Annotated in this window: 10 protein-coding genes; 7 read left to right on the plus strand and 3 right to left on the minus strand. The window is 69.4% G+C overall.

The window, feature by feature from the left end; translation table 11 throughout:
- Positions 1–26 precede the first annotated feature (26 nt).
- On the plus strand, positions 27–1,646 hold the full coding sequence (locus ACFZDJ_RS09395) for a subtype B tannase (protein ID WP_391057855.1): 1,620 nt from the start codon (positions 27–29) through the stop codon (positions 1,644–1,646).
- Positions 1,647–2,385: 739 nt separating this feature from the next.
- On the opposite strand, the gene ACFZDJ_RS09400 is transcribed toward ACFZDJ_RS09395, so the two are convergent.
- Positions 2,386–4,653 carry a (Fe-S)-binding protein gene (locus tag ACFZDJ_RS09400; protein WP_168493942.1) on the minus strand — a complete coding sequence of 756 codons (2,268 nt, stop codon included), beginning with the start codon at positions 4,651–4,653 and terminating at the stop codon, positions 2,386–2,388.
- Between the two features lie 279 nt (positions 4,654–4,932).
- Between ACFZDJ_RS09400 and ACFZDJ_RS09405 the strand changes: the two genes are divergently transcribed.
- From ACFZDJ_RS09405 to ACFZDJ_RS09425, 5 genes are all read left to right on the plus strand, one after another.
- Positions 4,933–6,000: an MraY family glycosyltransferase gene (locus tag ACFZDJ_RS09405; RefSeq protein WP_390933020.1), complete on the plus strand. Its 1,068-nt coding sequence runs from the start codon at positions 4,933–4,935 to the stop codon at positions 5,998–6,000.
- Between the two features lie 95 nt (positions 6,001–6,095).
- Entirely contained in the window at positions 6,096–7,946 is a 1,851-nt protein-coding gene (dnaK, locus tag ACFZDJ_RS09410; protein WP_384908731.1) for a molecular chaperone DnaK, read from the plus strand.
- Entirely contained in the window at positions 7,943–8,611 is a 669-nt protein-coding gene (grpE, locus tag ACFZDJ_RS09415) for a nucleotide exchange factor GrpE (RefSeq protein ID WP_168509825.1), read from the plus strand. The genes dnaK and grpE overlap by 4 nt, the downstream gene beginning before the upstream one ends.
- 33 nt (positions 8,612–8,644) lie before the next feature.
- Entirely contained in the window at positions 8,645–9,829 is a 1,185-nt protein-coding gene (gene dnaJ / locus ACFZDJ_RS09420) for a molecular chaperone DnaJ (protein WP_054231330.1), read from the plus strand.
- Positions 9,830–9,833: 4 nt separating this feature from the next.
- A complete protein-coding gene (locus tag ACFZDJ_RS09425) occupies positions 9,834–10,286 on the plus strand; it encodes a heat shock protein transcriptional repressor HspR (RefSeq protein WP_030617286.1) in 453 nt (150 codons plus the stop codon).
- Positions 10,287–10,343: 57 nt separating this feature from the next.
- Here ACFZDJ_RS09425 and ACFZDJ_RS09430 read toward each other — a convergent pair whose 3' ends face one another.
- Both ACFZDJ_RS09430 and ACFZDJ_RS09435 read right to left on the minus strand, forming a co-directional pair.
- Entirely contained in the window at positions 10,344–12,068 is a 1,725-nt protein-coding gene (locus tag ACFZDJ_RS09430; protein WP_391057372.1) for a PA14 domain-containing protein, read from the minus strand.
- A gap of 120 nt (positions 12,069–12,188) precedes the next feature.
- Positions 12,189–14,141, minus strand: a complete 1,953-nt coding sequence (locus ACFZDJ_RS09435) for a PA14 domain-containing protein (protein WP_391057374.1) — start codon at positions 14,139–14,141, stop codon at positions 12,189–12,191.
- A 275-nt stretch (positions 14,142–14,416) separates the two neighbouring features.
- Between ACFZDJ_RS09435 and ACFZDJ_RS09440 the strand changes: the two genes are divergently transcribed.
- Complete coding sequence (locus ACFZDJ_RS09440; RefSeq protein ID WP_390933023.1) at positions 14,417–15,544, plus strand: substrate-binding domain-containing protein; 1,128 nt, start codon at positions 14,417–14,419, stop codon at positions 15,542–15,544.
- Positions 15,545–15,885: the final 341 nt, after the last annotated feature.

A 15,885-nucleotide genomic window follows, 5' to 3' on the forward strand; every position in this document is an offset into this window, starting at 1 on the left:
GGGCAGTGAAGCGCAGGACCGTCGTCATGGGTATCGGCGCGACCGCCGGAGTCGCCGTAGCCGGTGGCTTCGCCTTGAGCGCGAACGCCTCGGGCACGGGCTCGAAGTCCTCGGGTGCGTCGGATTCCCTGGTCTTCGACAAGGACGCCTACACCGAGCTGACGACGACCATCACGGACGCCGACGGCACCGACCACACGGTGGTGTACCACTTCTGGAAGGCCATCACCTATGTCGCCAGTCCGGTGGACGCGAAGTACCAAAGCCTGAACGTCAGTGTCCCCGTCAAGATCGACGGCAAGGCCGCGGACGCGACGAACGCTCCGATCGTCTTCGCCAACTCGGTGGGCGGGTACATGCCGTCGTCCGTGGCGGACGCCACCGGCGTGGGCGGCGCCGAGATGACCGGCGGCATGCCCACGGGCGGCGCCGGTGGCAGCGCGTCCCCCAGCCCCTCGGCCTCCAGCAGCGGCGGCACGGGCGAGGTGCGGTCCGGCGGCAACGCGATGGTGAACGCCCAGGGCGCGATGGTCAACCTCGGGAAGCTGGGCCTCGCGGCGGGTTACGTCGTCGTGGAGCCGGGCGCGCGCGGCCGGACCCTCACCGACTCCGCCGGCACGTACTACGGCACCGCCCCGGCCGCCATCGTCGACCTGAAGGCCGCGGTCCGCTACGTACGCGCCAACAAGGGCGTCATCCCGGGCGACACCGACCGGATCGTCTCCACCGGTACGAGTGCGGGTGGCGCCCTGTCCTCCCTGCTCGGCGCGTCCGGCGACAGCCCGATCTACGACAAGTACCTCAAGGAGCTCGGCGCCGCCGACGCGTCCGACGCGATCTTCGCCACCGGCGCCTGGTGCCCCATCACCGACCTCGAACACGCCGACGGCGCGTACGAGTTCAACTGGGGCACCAACGTCACGGCGAGCACCGGCAAGGTCGTCGACCAGACGGTGTCGAAGGCGCTACGGGCCCAGTTCGCGGAGTACCAGGCCTCCCTCAGGCTTCGGGGCCTGAACGGCTTCGGCCCGCTCACGGCCCGCAACTACGACGACTACCTGGTGGAGACCTACCTCCAGCCGTCCGCCACGAAGTACCTGGCGGCGCTGTCGGAGGCCGACCGTGCGACGTACCTGGCCGCGAACACGTTCATCACGTGGTCCGGCGGCAGGGCGACCTTCACCTGGGCCGACTTCCTGACCCACGTCGGCGCGCGGAAGAAGACGACGCCGGCCTTCGACGCGTTCGACCTGTCCGCGGGCGAGAACAACGAGTTCGGCGTCGGCACCACCGAGGCGCGGCACTTCACGGCGTACGGCGCGAAGAACGACACCGCCGGGCTCAGCACCAAGCGGGTCGCGAGCGACATCCCCGAGAAGCTCGACCTGATGAACCCGATGCACCACATCGGGGAGGAGAACCCCGGCCGGTCGAGGCACTGGTGGATCCGTCTCGGTACCAAGGACTCCGACACCTCGCTGACGGTCTCCGCCAACCTCGCCGCGGCGCTGGACAACCTGGGCGACGACGTCAATCACCTCTACTACTGGGACGAGGGCCACGGTTCGAACGTCGACCCCGGCGACTTCCTCACGTGGATCGCGAAGGTGACGGGCGACTCGAAGCGGCGCCGCTCCGCGAAGTAGCGCCGTCCCACCGCGACGCCGAGCCCGTACGTCATCGGGCTCGGCGTCGCGCTGTCCGAAGCGTTCCTCGCCCCCGCCGCCCCTACCCGACCCATCCCCAGGGGCTCCGCCCCTTCAACCCCGGCCCCCGACGAGGCTGCGCCCCCGGACCCCCACCAGGGGCTGCGCCCCCGGACCCCCCGGCCTGAACGGCCTCGTCCTCAATCGCCGGGCTGGCTGGGGGATGCGGGTCGGGGTGGGTGGGTTGATGGGGTGGGCGGGGATCGGCCTTCGGGCTTGTCCTCCATCGCCGGGTGGGGTGGGTGGTGCGGGCCGGGGTGGGCGGGAATCCGCCCCCGGCCTTGTCCTCAAACGGTGGACGGTCTGAACGGGCTGTGGAGGGACTGAGGGGTACGGGCGGGGCAACGGCCTTCGGCCTCGTCTTCATACGGCGGACGGGCTGTATGGGGGCGGCCGGGACGTGGGCCGCGCCTCCGAACGTCGGACGCCCGGAGGCTTTGGGGGCGCGGGGAACTGCGCGATCAACCCCCACCGTCCCGCAGGCGAGACACTCCGGGCCGGCGGGGTGTCCCCGCGAAGCGGACCCAGGGGCGCGGGGCATCCGCCCGCAGGCGTGGGGCCCACGCGGGGTCCGGGGCGTAGCCCCGGGGATGGGTCGGGTAGGGGCGGCGGGGGCGAGGAAACGCGGACGCCGGTGGGCGAGAATCTCGGCCCACCGGCGTCCGGACGATCACGCTGGTTACTTCACCGGCTCAGGCTCCGGCTCGCTCTCCGCCTCCGCCGCCCCCGCCGGATCGACCGGCGTCCTGACGGAGTCGAGGAGGAGCTGGGCCACGTCCACGACCTGGACGGACTCCTTGGCCTGGCCGTCGTTCTTCTTGCCGTTGACCGAGTCGGTCAGCATCACGAGGCAGAACGGGCAGGCCGTGGACACGATGTCCGGGTTCAGAGAAAGAGCCTCGTCGACGCGCTCGTTGTTGATGCGCTTGCCGATCCGCTCCTCCATCCACATCCGCGCACCACCGGCACCGCAGCAGAAGCCACGCTCCTTGTGACGGTGCATCTCCTGCTGACGCAGGCCCGGGACGGCCGACATGATCTCGCGCGGCGGCGTGTAGATCTTGTTGTGGCGGCCCAGGTAGCAAGGGTCGTGGTAGGTGATGAGGCCGTCCACCGGGGTGACCGGCAGCAGCTTGCCCTCGTCGATGAGGTGCTGGAGCAGCTGGGTGTGGTGGATGACCTCGTAGTCGCCGCCGAGCTGCGGGTACTCGTTGCCGATCGTGTTGAGGCAGTGCGGGCAGGTCGCGACGATCTTCTTCGCCGACTTCGGCTTCTTCGTCGACTCGTCCTCGTCATCCTCACCGAATGCCATGTTCAGCGCCGCGACGTTCTCCATGCCGAGCTCCTGGAACAGGGGCTCGTTGCCGAGACGGCGCGCGGAGTCACCGGTGCACTTCTCGTCGCCGCCCATGATGGCGAACTTGACGCCCGCCATGTGCAGGAGCTCCGCGAAGGCCTTCGTGGTCTTCTTGGCGCGGTCCTCCAGGGCGCCTGCGCAGCCGACCCAGTACAGGTACTCGACCTCGGACAGGTCCTCGATGTCGCGTCCGACGACCGGGATCTCGAAGTCGACTTCCTTCGTCCACTCGAGGCGCTGCTTCTTGGCCAGACCCCAGGGGTTGCCCTTCTTCTCCAGGTTCTTGAGCATCGTGCCCGCCTCGGACGGGAACGCGCTCTCGATCATCACCTGGTAGCGGCGCATGTCGACGATGTGGTCGATGTGCTCGATGTCGACCGGGCACTGCTCGACGCACGCGCCGCACGTGGTGCAGGACCACAGCACGTCGGGGTCGATGACGCCGTTCTCCTCGAACGTGCCGATGAGGGGGCGCTCGGCCTCGGCGAGCGCGGCGGCGGGCACGTCGGCCAGCTGCTCCGCCGACGCCTTCTCCTCGCCCTCCATGTTCTTGCCGCCGCCCGCGAGCAGGTAGGGCGCCTTGGCGTGCGCGTGGTCGCGCAGCGACATGATGAGGAGCTTGGGGGAGAGCGGCTTGCCCGTGTTCCAGGCGGGGCACTGCGACTGGCAGCGGCCGCACTCGGTGCACGTGGAGAAGTCCAGCAGGCCCTTCCAGGAGAACTGCTCGACCTGGGAGACACCGAAGACGTCGTCCTCGCCGGGGTCGGTGAAGTCGATGGCCTTGCCGCCGCTGGTCATCGGGAGCAGCCCGCCGAGAGCGGTCTCACCCTTCGCGTTCCGCTTGAACCAGATGTTCGGGAAGGCGAGGAAGCGGTGCCAGGCGACACCCATGTTGGTGTTGAGACCGACCGTGATCGCCCAGCCCATGGTGACGCCGAGCTTGATCATGGCGGTCAGGTAGACCAGGTTCTGCAGTGTGCCGAGGCTCAGGCCCTTGAAGGCGGCGACCAGGGGGTACGAGGCCCAGTACGCGGCCTCGTAGTGGTGCACGCCGTGGATCGCGCCCTCAAGGCCGCGCAGGGTCATGATCGCGAGGCCGATGACGAGGATCACGGCCTCGACGAAGTACGCCTGGCCCGTCTTGGAGCCCGCGAAGCGCGACTTGCGGCCCGGCTTCGAAGGCCGGTTCAGCTGCCGGATCGCGATCAGTACGAGGATGCCGAGCGTCGTGAACAGCGCGATGAACTCGGTGTACAGCTCGTAGGGCAGCCAGCCGCCCAGGATCGGCAGCGTCCAGTCGGCCTTGAACAGCTGACCGTACGCCGTGACGATCGTCAGGCCGAGAGTCAGGAAGCCGACGGCGACGAACCAGTGCGCGACGCCGATGATCCCCCACCGGTTCATCCGGGTGTGGCCGACGAACTCCTTGGCCAGCGTGATACTGCGGGCCTTCCAGTCGTCGGTTCGGGAACCGGCCGGGACCGGCTGGCCCAGCTTGATGAACCGGTAGATCTGTGCGACGGCTCGTGCGATGAGCGCAACGCCGACCACGGTCAGCGTCAGCGACACAATGATCGCGGCGAGTTGCATTGGGGGCTCCTCGGGCCTGCGAGGGGGGAGCTGAAGGCCGACCTTCAGCTGATTACTAAGCGGTAACTTATGCAGTCCGTCTGAGACTACCCATATCTTCCGCCGCACTGTAGCCAGCGGTGCGGTGATCTGCGTCGCTGAGGTCCACCTGAGTCGCCGAAGTCACCGACCGGCAGTCGCGGAAGTCACCGACCCGCAGTCGCGGGGTCACCGGCCGACACGTAAACCCGATCGTGTTATCTGCGGTGTATTTCCGACATTTAACACTAAATTGGCGGCGTGCTGTACGGAATCGTCGCCGCCACCTCCGCCCTGCTCCTCGCCGCCGTGCTCGCCGCCCTGCTGCGGCTCCTCGCTCTGCGCCTCGGCGTGGTCGAACGGCGGCGGGCGCGCGCGGTGCCGCTGCTCGGCGGGGTGGCGGTGGTGGCGGTCACGGCGTTCGTCGCCGGGGTCGGGGACTGGACGGACGTGGCCCCGCTGGGGCCGACGGCCGCGAGGCTGCTGGCCGCCGGGATCGGGGTCGGTGCCCTCGGGCTCGTCGCCGACCTGTGGCCCCCGCCGGCTCTTCTGCGGGTTCCGCTCCAGGCGGCCGTCGTGACCGGCGCCGCCGCGCTGACCGTGCCCTACGACGAGCTCGGCCCGGTGGCCGGGGCGGTGGCCGTCGGCTGGATCGCCCTCGCCACCCATGCCTTCACCTCGCTCGATCACGCCGACGGAGTGATGGGGACGGTCGCGGTGGTGACCGCCTTCGCGCTGAGCGGCTGCGCGGCCGCCGAGGTCATGGACGGGCTCGCGGCGCTGCTGAGCGTGCTGTCCGCCGCGCTGACCGGGTTCCTGATGCACAACTGGCCCCCCGCCCGGATCGTGCCGGGGCGCTGCGGCGCGCTGTTCGTCGGGTTCGTGCTGACCTCGGCGGCGGTACTGGTCCACGCCGGGCGGGCGGCCGGGTCGAGCGTGGGCGCCGCGTTCGCGCTGACGGCCGTGGCGACCGCCGACGCCGTACTGGTGCTGGTGTCGCGGCGGCGGGCCGGGCGTCCGCTGCTGCGCGGCGCCCCCGATCATCTGGTCCACCGGCTGCGGCGCCTCGGTGTCACGCCTCGGGGTGCCGCGATCGTCGTGGGGGTCACCGGCTTCGCGGGTGCACTCGTCGGGATGCTGATCGACATGGGATGGGTGAGCGCGACGGCGGCGTTGTGGGTGGCGGGCGGCGCCTGTGTCGGCGTACTCGCGCTGCTTCGGATCCCCACCTACGGGGGACGGCATGTCCCCGCGTCCGGAAGTCAGTTGGCCGAGAAGCCGCAGGTCGGACCACGTCTGCAAGCACACCTGCGTGTAAGCAAGAGATAAGACTTGAGCCCCCGCGACTCATGTCTGTTGACCCAGCAGTGAGTGTCGTGCACACTTGAGTCCGTTCCACTCAAGTCATTGCTGGAGGAATTGAAATGGCACGTGCGGTCGGCATCGACCTGGGCACGACTAACTCCGTCGTCAGCGTTCTGGAGGGCGGCGAGCCCACCGTCATCACCAACGCCGAGGGCGCCAGGACCACGCCGTCCGTCGTCGCCTTCGCCAAGAACGGTGAGGTGCTCGTCGGCGAGGTCGCCAAGCGCCAGGCGGTCACGAACGTGGACCGGACCATCCGCTCCGTGAAGCGTCACATGGGCACGGACTGGAAGATCGAGCTCGACGGGAAGAACTTCAACCCGCAGCAGATGAGCGCCTTCATCCTGCAGAAGCTGAAGCGCGACGCCGAGGCCTACCTGGGCGAGAAGGTCACGGACGCGGTCATCACCGTCCCGGCGTACTTCAACGACTCCGAGCGCCAGGCGACGAAGGAGGCCGGCGAGATCGCGGGCCTGAACGTCCTGCGCATCGTGAACGAGCCCACGGCCGCCGCCCTCGCGTACGGCCTGGACAAGGACGACCAGACGATCCTCGTCTTCGACCTCGGTGGCGGCACCTTCGACGTGTCCCTCCTGGAGATCGGTGACGGCGTCGTCGAGGTGAAGGCCACCAACGGCGACAACCACCTCGGTGGTGACGACTGGGACCAGCGTGTCGTCGACTACCTGGTGCAGCAGTTCCGCTCCGGCCACGGTGTGGACCTCGCCAAGGACAAGATGGCGCTCCAGCGTCTGCGCGAAGCCGCCGAGAAGGCGAAGATCGAGCTGTCCTCGTCCACCGAGACCTCGATCAACCTGCCCTACATCACGGCCTCCGCCGAGGGCCCGCTGCACCTGGACGAGAAGCTCACGCGCGCCCAGTTCCAGCAGCTCACCGCCGACCTTCTGGAGCGCTGCAAGACGCCGTTCCACAACGTCATCAAGGACGCGGGCATCAACCTCTCCGAGATCGACCACGTCGTTCTCGTCGGTGGCTCCACCCGCATGCCCGCCGTCGCCGAGCTCGTCAAGGAGCTGACCGGCGGCCAGGACGCCAACAAGGGCGTCAACCCGGACGAGGTCGTCGCCATCGGCGCCGCCCTGCAGGCCGGTGTCCTCAAGGGTGAGGTCAAGGACGTCCTGCTCCTCGACGTCACCCCGCTGTCCCTCGGCATCGAGACCAAGGGCGGCATCATGACGAAGCTCATCGAGCGGAACACGACGATCCCGACCAAGCGGTCCGAGATCTTCACCACCGCCGAGGACAACCAGCCGTCCGTCCAGATCCAGGTCTACCAGGGCGAGCGCGAGATCGCGGCGTACAACAAGAAGCTCGGGATGTTCGAGCTGACCGGTCTGCCGCCGGCCCCGCGCGGTGTCCCGCAGATCGAGGTCGCCTTCGACATCGACGCCAACGGCATCATGCACGTGACCGCGAAGGACCTGGGCACGGGCAAGGAGCAGAAGATGACCGTCACCGGCGGCTCCTCGCTGCCGAAGGACGAGGTCGACCGGATGCGCCAGGAGGCCGAGCAGTACGCGGACGAGGACCACAAGCGCCGCGAGGCCGCCGAGACCCGCAACCAGGGCGAGCAGCTCGTCTACCAGACCGAGAAGTTCCTCAAGGACAACGAGGACAAGGTCCCGGCTGACGTCAAGACCGAGGTCGAGGTCTCCATCGCCGAGCTGAAGGAGAAGCTCAAGGGCGAGGACACCGCCGAGATCCGCACCGCCACGGAGAAGGTCGCCGCGGTCTCGCAGAAGCTCGGCCAGGCCATGTACGCCGACGCGCAGGCCGCGCAGGCCGCCGGTGGCGCCGAGGGTGCCCCCGGCGCCGAGCAGGCCAAGGCCGATGACGACGTCGTCGACGCCGAGATCGTCGACGAGGACCGTAAGGACGGTGCCGCGTGACGGAGGAGACCCCGGGCTTCGAAGAGAAGCCTGACGTCCCCTCCGGCGCCACCCCTGACGACGCCGAGCCGAAGGCCGCCACCCCCTCCACCGAGGAGGCGGCGGCCCCGGCCGGGGACGCATCAGCAGCACAGACGGCCGGTCTGACGGCACAGCTGGACCAGGTCCGTACGGCGCTCGGCGAGCGCACGATGGACCTCCAGCGGCTCCAGGCCGAGTACCAGAACTACCGCCGCCGGGTCGAGCGCGACCGGATCGCGGTCAAGGAGATCGCCATCGCGAACCTCCTGACCGAACTCCTGCCCGTGCTCGACAACATCGCCCGCGCGCGGGACCACGGCGAACTGGTCGGCGGCTTCAAGTCGGTGGCCGAGTCGCTGGAGACCGTCGCGGCGAAGATGGGCCTCCAGCAGTTCGGCAAGGAGGGCGAGCCCTTCGACCCGATGATCCACGAGGCCCTGATGCACTCGTACGCGCCGGACGTCACGGAGACGACGTGCGTGGCGATTCTGCAGCCGGGGTATCGCATCGGCGAGCGCACCATCCGCCCCGCGCGGGTGGCGGTCGCCGAACCCCAGCCGGGGGCGCAGACCGGCAAGGCGGACTCCCAGGATTCCGCCGAGGCGGCCGACGACAAGGAGAGCGGTGGCCCGGACGAGGGCTGACGTTGAACGCATGAGAGAGGAGGGGCGTCGAGGATGAGCACCAAGGACTTCATCGAGAAGGACTTCTACAAGGTCCTCGGCGTCCCCAAGGACGCCACCGAGGCAGAGATCAAGAAGGCGTACCGGAAGCTCGCCCGCGAGTTCCACCCGGACGCCAACAAGGGCAACGCCAAGGCCGAGGAGCGCTTCAAGGAGATCTCCGAGGCGAACGACGTGCTCGGAGACCCCAAGAAGCGCAAGGAGTACGACGAGGCACGCGCCCTCTTCGGCAACGGTGGCTTCCGTCCGGGTCCCGGCGCGGGCGGCGGCAACTTCAACTTCGACCTGGGCGACCTCTTCGGAGGCGGCGCCCAGGGCGGAGCGGGCGGTGCCGGCGGCTTCGGCGGCGGCATCGGAGACGTCTTCGGGGGCCTGTTCAACCGAGGCGGCGCGGGAACCGGTACGCGGACCCAGCCCCGGCGCGGCCAGGACATCGACACCGAGGTGACGCTCAGCTTCACCGAGGCGGTGGACGGCGCGACGGTCCCGCTGCGGATGACGTCCCAGGCGCCCTGCAAGGCCTGTTCGGGCACCGGCGACGCGAACGGCACACCGCGCGTGTGCCCGACGTGCGTGGGCACCGGCCAGGTCGCGCGCGGCTCCGGCGGCGGCTTCTCGCTCACGGACCCCTGCCCGGACTGCAAGGGCCGCGGTCTGATCGCGGAGAACCCCTGCGAGATCTGCCACGGCAGCGGCCGCGCCAAGTCCTCGCGCACGATGCAGGTCCGCATCCCGGCGGGAGTGAGCGACAGCCAGCGCATCCGCCTGCGCGGCAAGGGCGCACCCGGCGAACGGGGCGGCCCGGCGGGCGATCTGTACGTCACGGTCCACGTGGACGCCCACCCGGTCTTCGGCCGCAAGGGCGACAACCTCACGGTCACCGTGCCCGTCACCTTCGCGGAGGCGGCGCTCGGCGGCGAGGTGCGTGTACCGACGCTGGGCGGCCCTCCGGTCACCCTGAAACTGCCCCCGGGCACGCCCAACGGCCGTACGATGCGGGCCCGCGGCAAGGGTGCCGTCCGCAAGGACGGTACGCGCGGCGACCTCCTCGTCACCGTCGAGGTCGCGGTTCCCACAGACGTGTCGGGCAAGGCTCGCGACGCCCTGGAGGCGTATCGCGAGGCAACCGCGGGCGAGGACCCACGGGCGGAGCTGTTCCAGGCCGCGAAGGGAGCATGAGCAGATGGACGGCCGTCGTCGGAACCCCTATGAACTGACCGAGGAGACCCCGGTCTACGTCATCTCGGTGGCGGCCCAGCTCTCCGGCCTGCACCCGCAGACTCTGCGCCAGTACGACCGCCTCGGCCTGGTCTCCCCGGACCGCACCGCCGGGCGCGGCCGGCGCTACTCGGCCCGCGACATCGAACTGCTCCGCACGGTGCAGGCGCTGTCCCAGGACGAGGGCATCAACCTGGCCGGCATCAAGCGCATCATCGAGCTGGAGAACCAGGTCGCCGCCCTCCAGTCCCGAGTCGCGGAACTGGAATCGGCCCTGGACGGCGCCGCTGCCGCGATGCAGCAGCGCGAGGCCGCGGTGCACGCCTCGTACCGCCGTGACCTGGTCCCGTACCAGGAGGTCCAGCAGACGAGCGCGCTGGTGGTCTGGCGTCCGAAGCGGCAGCAGTCCTCGGACTGACGTCCGACGCCCATCTGTCGCAGGGGCCCGGAGGCTGAGCCTCCGGGCCCCCGCGCGTCACTTGGCGGGCGCGGTGACCGTCCAGTCGCCGGCGGGCAGGGTCTCGGTGCCGTCGGCCTTCACACCGGTCACCCAGTAGTAGGACGTGGTGCCGCGCTTCGCGCCGGTGTCGAAGTACACGAACGCTCCGGCCGAGGCCTCGTGGATCTTCTCGTACGTGGCGGTGGCGGGGTTCCACCGGTAGATGCGAAAGCCCTGCGCGGGCTCGGGGGACTCCTCTTCGCCCGCTCCGAGCCCGGACCAGATCAGCTGGTTGCCCTCGTCGCCCTCCGCCGCGGACGCCTCCAGACGGAGCGGCGAGCCCTCGGGCGTCGCCACGCTCGGCGTCGTGTCGAGTTCGGTCGCGACCACGGCCTCGGCCGTCCGGGTCCACTTGAAGGAGGAGTTCCAGGACGTGTCGATGGCGTCGACGAAGAAGCAGACGCGGTCGCCGTCCGGTCGGGTGGTGTACGAGTACGAGGTGGTGTCGGCCGACAGGTACTCCGTCAGCGTTCCGGCGCACACCTGCTCGTCGCCCTCGTCGCCCCAGAGTTCACCCCGGTAGACGGTGTACCTCCCGAGGTCGGCGGCCGGGTTCTTGTCCCACTCCAGCTCGAAGCCGTACTCGGTCGGGGTGACCGTCAGCCCGGTGACGGCGGGCGGCGGGGTGAGGTCCTCGCGCTCCCCGGCGGCGGCCACGGAACGCGCGGACTCGTTGCCCGCCGCGTCGAGAACGGTCACCCGGTAGTAGTAGGTGACGCTCTCGACGGCCGAGGTGTCCAGGTACGAGAGCTTGTCCGTACTGCCCACCCGGGTGTACACGCCGTTCTCGCTCGTCGCCCGGTAGACGCGGTAGGACACCGCTCCCGTGACCCCGTTCCAGTCGAGCTGCAGCCCGCTGGACAGGGAGGTGGCGATCAGCCCGGCGGGCGCGGCGAGCGCCGTCCGGTCGACGGTGGTCACGGCCTGGTCGGCGGTGCCCGTCGATTCGTTGCCGGCCTTGTCGTGGGCGCGGACCTCGTAGTAGTAGGTGTCGCCGGTCGCGGGCACGGTCGTGTCGGTGTACGAGGTGGTGGTCGTCGCACCCAGTCTCGACCAGGTGGCGCTGCCCTTGAGACGGCGGTACACGCGATACCCCGCGAGGTCCATCTCCTTGTTCTTCACCCAGCCCAGCTTGGCGTTGCCGCCCGCCGTGTCGTACGAGACGGAGGTCCCGCTCGGGGTGAGGGGCTTGACCTTGTCGACGGTGGCGGTGGTGCGGGGGGTGTAGGCGAAGGAGACGTTGGCGGCGCCGGTCCAGTTGGCGTAGTCGACGCGCAGGGTGTGCTTGCCGGAGGGGATCGTGAGGCTGACGGTCTTTTTCACCGTCGAGGAGACGTTCTTCCAGAGGTCGACCTTGCGGGTGTTGTCGAGGTAGACGCGGATGCCGTCCTGGGCGGCGACGGGAAGGGCGAAGGGCCCGCCGGAGCCGAAGTCCCTCGTCACGGTCCAGCGGACGCCGAAGTTGTCCTTGGGCAGGCCGGAGGCGGGGGCGTTCGTGCCCCAGTTCTCGTTGACCGCGGTGTCGCAGTCGGTCTTCTTCGGCGTCCCCGAGAAGGCGGTGTTCGCGAAGAACTGCCGCTTGTAGACCGGCGAGGTGCAGGTGGTGGCCGCGGCGGCGGAGGTGGCGGTGAGGAGGCTGCCTGCGGTGGTGAGCACGAGGACGGTGGCGGTCGCGACCGTCGTGCGTCTGGCTGGGTTCATGCGTTCCTTCGGTCCTGATCGTCAACGGCGGGCAAAGCCGTTGACGATCAGGACCGACAAGGAAGGGGATTGGTTGTACGGATCTTTGCCGCCCTTTGAAGGTCAGGCGACCCTTGAAGGTCAGGCGACCTTGAACGTCAGGTGGGTGGACGGGCCGACGCGCCCGTACACGTCCACGGTGGCCACCTCGACGACGTAGGTCCCGCTCGTGGGCGGTGTCCAGGTGAGGCTGCCGTTCGTGGTCTGCGCGTACGTGCCGCCGGTGACGCGCCACTGGTACCCGCCGATGACGCGGTCGTCGCCCGCGGGGCGGGTCATCGTCACGGTGGCCGTCTGGCCGGATCCGCCGTGCCCCGCACAGTCGTTGGCCGTGCACTCGGTGTACGGCGCCGAGAGCGCGAGCAGCGGAGGCAGCGGCGCTGTGGGCGTCGCCGGGGTGACCCGGTCCAAGGAGACGACGTCGGAGGGCGCCGACTCCCGGCCCTGCGCGTCGAGCACCACCACGTAGTAGGACGCGCGGCCTGGCGGGGCTTCGGCGTCCGAGAGGCGGTTCGTGGTGGTCGAGCCGATCCGGTCCCAGGCGGCGGAGGCGTCGGTGCGGCGGTAGACGCGGGTGCCGTACACCGCCCCGTCCGTCGAGTAGGCCCAGGTGAGTTCGGTGCCGCTGTCGTGCGGGGTGACCGTCACGCCGGTGGGCGCCGCCGAGTCGCCGGGGGCGGGCCGGGTCGCGGCGACCGCCTCGGACACCGGGGAGATGTTCCCGTACGCGTCGACCGCCTGCACCGTGTACGTGACGGCGGTGCCGGCCGGGGCACGGAGGTCGTTGAACGAGGTGCCGAGGACCAGGTCCGGCCCGTCCGGGTCCGACTGCCCCACGGGCGCGGCCCACAGCTCGTAGTGCTCGACGTCGTCCGAAGGGGCGTTCCAGCGCAGCGCGTTGCCCGCCGTGGTGCCCTCCGCCGTCAGACCGGTGATCTGGCCGGGCGCGAGGGTGTCCGGGGCGCCGGTGTCGGCGGTCGCGGACGGGACGGACTCGTTGCCGGCCGGGTCCAGGGCCGTGACCCGGTAGTACAGGCGCTGGTGGATGTCGGCCGAGATGTCCCGGTAGGAGATGTCCGACACGGAGGACGCGAGCTGTTGGAAGGGGCCCTGCGGGGCGTTCGCCCGGTAGACGCGGTAGGCGGCGGCACCGGAGACCTTGTTCCAGCCGAGGGCCACGGAGCCGGTGCGCACCTTGGCGCCGAGGCCGCCGGGCGCTGCGGTCGGGGTCCGGTCGACGGTGGTCACGGCCTGGTCGGCGGTGCCCGTCGACTCGTTGCCGGCCTTGTCGTGGGCGCGGACCTCGTAGTAGTAGGTGTCGCCGGTCGCGGGCACGGTCGTGTCGGTGTACGAGGTGGTGGTCGTCGTGGCCGGTTTCGACCAGGTGGTGCTGCCTTTGAGACGGCGGTAGACGCGGTAGCCGGCGAGGTCCAGTTCCTGGTTCTTCGCCCAGGTCAGCTTGGCCTTGCCGGTGGCTTTGTCGTACGCCACGGAGGTGCCCGTCGGGGTGAGGGGCTTGACCTTGTCGACGGAGGCCGCGGTGCGCGGATTGTAGGCGAAGGAGACGTTGGCGGCGCCGGTCCAGTTGGCGTAGTCGACGCGCAGGGTGTGCTTGCCGGAGGGAATCGTGACGTTGACGGTCTTTTTCACCGTCGAGGAGACGTTCTTCCAGAGGTCGACCTTGCGGGTGTTGTCGAGGTAGACGCGGATGCCGTCCTGGGCGGCGACGGGAAGGGCGAAGGGCCCGCCGGAGCCGAAGTCCCTCGTCACGGTCCAGCGGACGCCGAAGTTGTCCTTGGGCAGGCCGGAGGCGGGGGCGTTCGTGCCCCAGTTCTCGCCGACCGCGGCGTCGCAGTCCGTTTTCTTCGGTGTGCCGGAGAAAGTGGTGTTCGCGTAGAACTGCCGCTTGTACGCCGGTGATGCGCAGCTGCTCGCGGCGGAGGCGGGTGCCCCCGATATGGCGAGCAGGCCCCCCGTGGTGGCGATCGTCAGTGTCGCGGCGAGCGCCGGTCCACCCCGTCCAACTGGTCTCATGCTTCCCCTGATCCGTGCTGCGGTGTGCGCGGCCACCTTGGAGACTCCCGGGCGCTGGGGTGGGTTGTATGCCGCCGGGGAGCGAGTGACGCAAGTCAATCAGAGGGGTTCTGTGGAAGTGGCGGCGCACCCCCTTCCCATCGTGTTCACTTGGGGAACACAGAATGCTGTTGCCATCTCGTTAAGTGGTTACTCCTTGACGCTGAGGTGATCGCCGCGTTGGCTTTCAGCCACCTGGGTCGCAAAGCAGCTACCTCGCCCGGAAGGCACCTGATGTGAACACTCGTAACACCCGGCTTCGTCGTACCGCCATAGCCCTGGCCTGCTCCGCGATGACCGTCTCCCTCGCCGCGTGCGGTGTCGTGGACGGGATCGGCGGCAGCAGCACCAAGGCGAGCCCGACCAAGGGTGACGACATCACGGTTGGTCTGCTCCTCCCGGAGAAGGCCAACACCCGTTACGAGAAGTTCGACTACCCGATCATCGAGCAGCAGGTCGCCAAGCTCACGAACAACAAGGGCAAGGTCGATTACGCCAACGCGGCTCAGGACGCCACCAAGCAGAGCCAGCAGTTCCAGCAGATGGTGGCCGACAAGGTCGACGTGATCCTCGTCGACGCGGTGGACTCCAAGGCCATCGCGAGCGATGTGCAGAAGGCCAAGGACGCGGGCATCCCCGTCATCGCCTACGACCGTCTGGCGCAGGGCCCGATCGACGCCTACATCTCCTTCGACAACGAGCTCGTCGGCCAGGTCCAGGGCAAGGCCCTCCTGGAGGCGCTCGGCACCGACTCCGCCTCGAAGAAGATCGTCATGATGAACGGCTCGCCCACCGACCCGAACGCGGCGCAGTTCAAGGCCGGCGCCCTGGGTGAGCTCAACGGCAAGGTCGACATCTCCAAGTCGTACGACACCAAGGACTGGGACCCGGTCGTCGGCAAGGCCAACATGGAGAAGGCCATCACGGCCATCGGCCTCAACAACATCGCCGGTGTCTACTCCGCCAACGACGGCCTCGCGGGCGCCGTCATCGACGCCCTCAAGACCATGGGCGTCAGCAAGGTGCCGCCGGTCACCGGCCAGGACGCCGAGCTGGACGCGGTGCAGCGGATCGTCCGGGGCGAGCAGTACATGAGCGTCTACAAGTCCTACCCCGACGAGGCCTCCGCGGCCGCCGAGATGGCCGTGGCGAAGGTCCAGGGGCGTGGCATCGAGTTCGACGCGCTCACCCGCGACAAGGTCGACAGCCCCACGAACAAGAAGATCCCCTCCCAGCTGATGCCCGTGGTCGCCCTGACCAAGGCGAACATCAAGGAGACGGTGATCCAGGACGGCATCTACACCGTCAAGCAGATCTGCGCGGCCTCGACCAAGGCGGACTGCACGGCGATCGGCCTCAAGTAGCCGTGCTCCCGCACTGACGACCTGCACCGACACCTGCACTGACAAATTTCCCTGACGAACGCGCGGGAGCCCTGGGCGAGGGGCTCCCGCGCGTTCGTCGGATCGGTGCTCCAGTGCTTCTCAGGTACGTACGGTCCGGGGGCGGGCAGTGCGGGCCCGTTCGGCCCGTACGGCGTCCAGGATCGCTGTGCTGGTGGTCGGGCCGCTGCCGGTGCAGGCGAAGCCCTTGCCGCCTATGAGGACGTTGAGCCGGTGCGGGATTCCTGCTCTGTCTGAGCTACTGACCTCGGTCAGAGGAAGAACTGGAGAAGCTGGTCCGTCGTTGGAGCGCCCTCTTCATC

The sequence above is a fragment of the Streptomyces sp. NPDC007896 genome, from assembly GCF_042959425.1.
Lineage (GTDB): Bacteria > Actinomycetota > Actinomycetes > Streptomycetales > Streptomycetaceae > Streptomyces.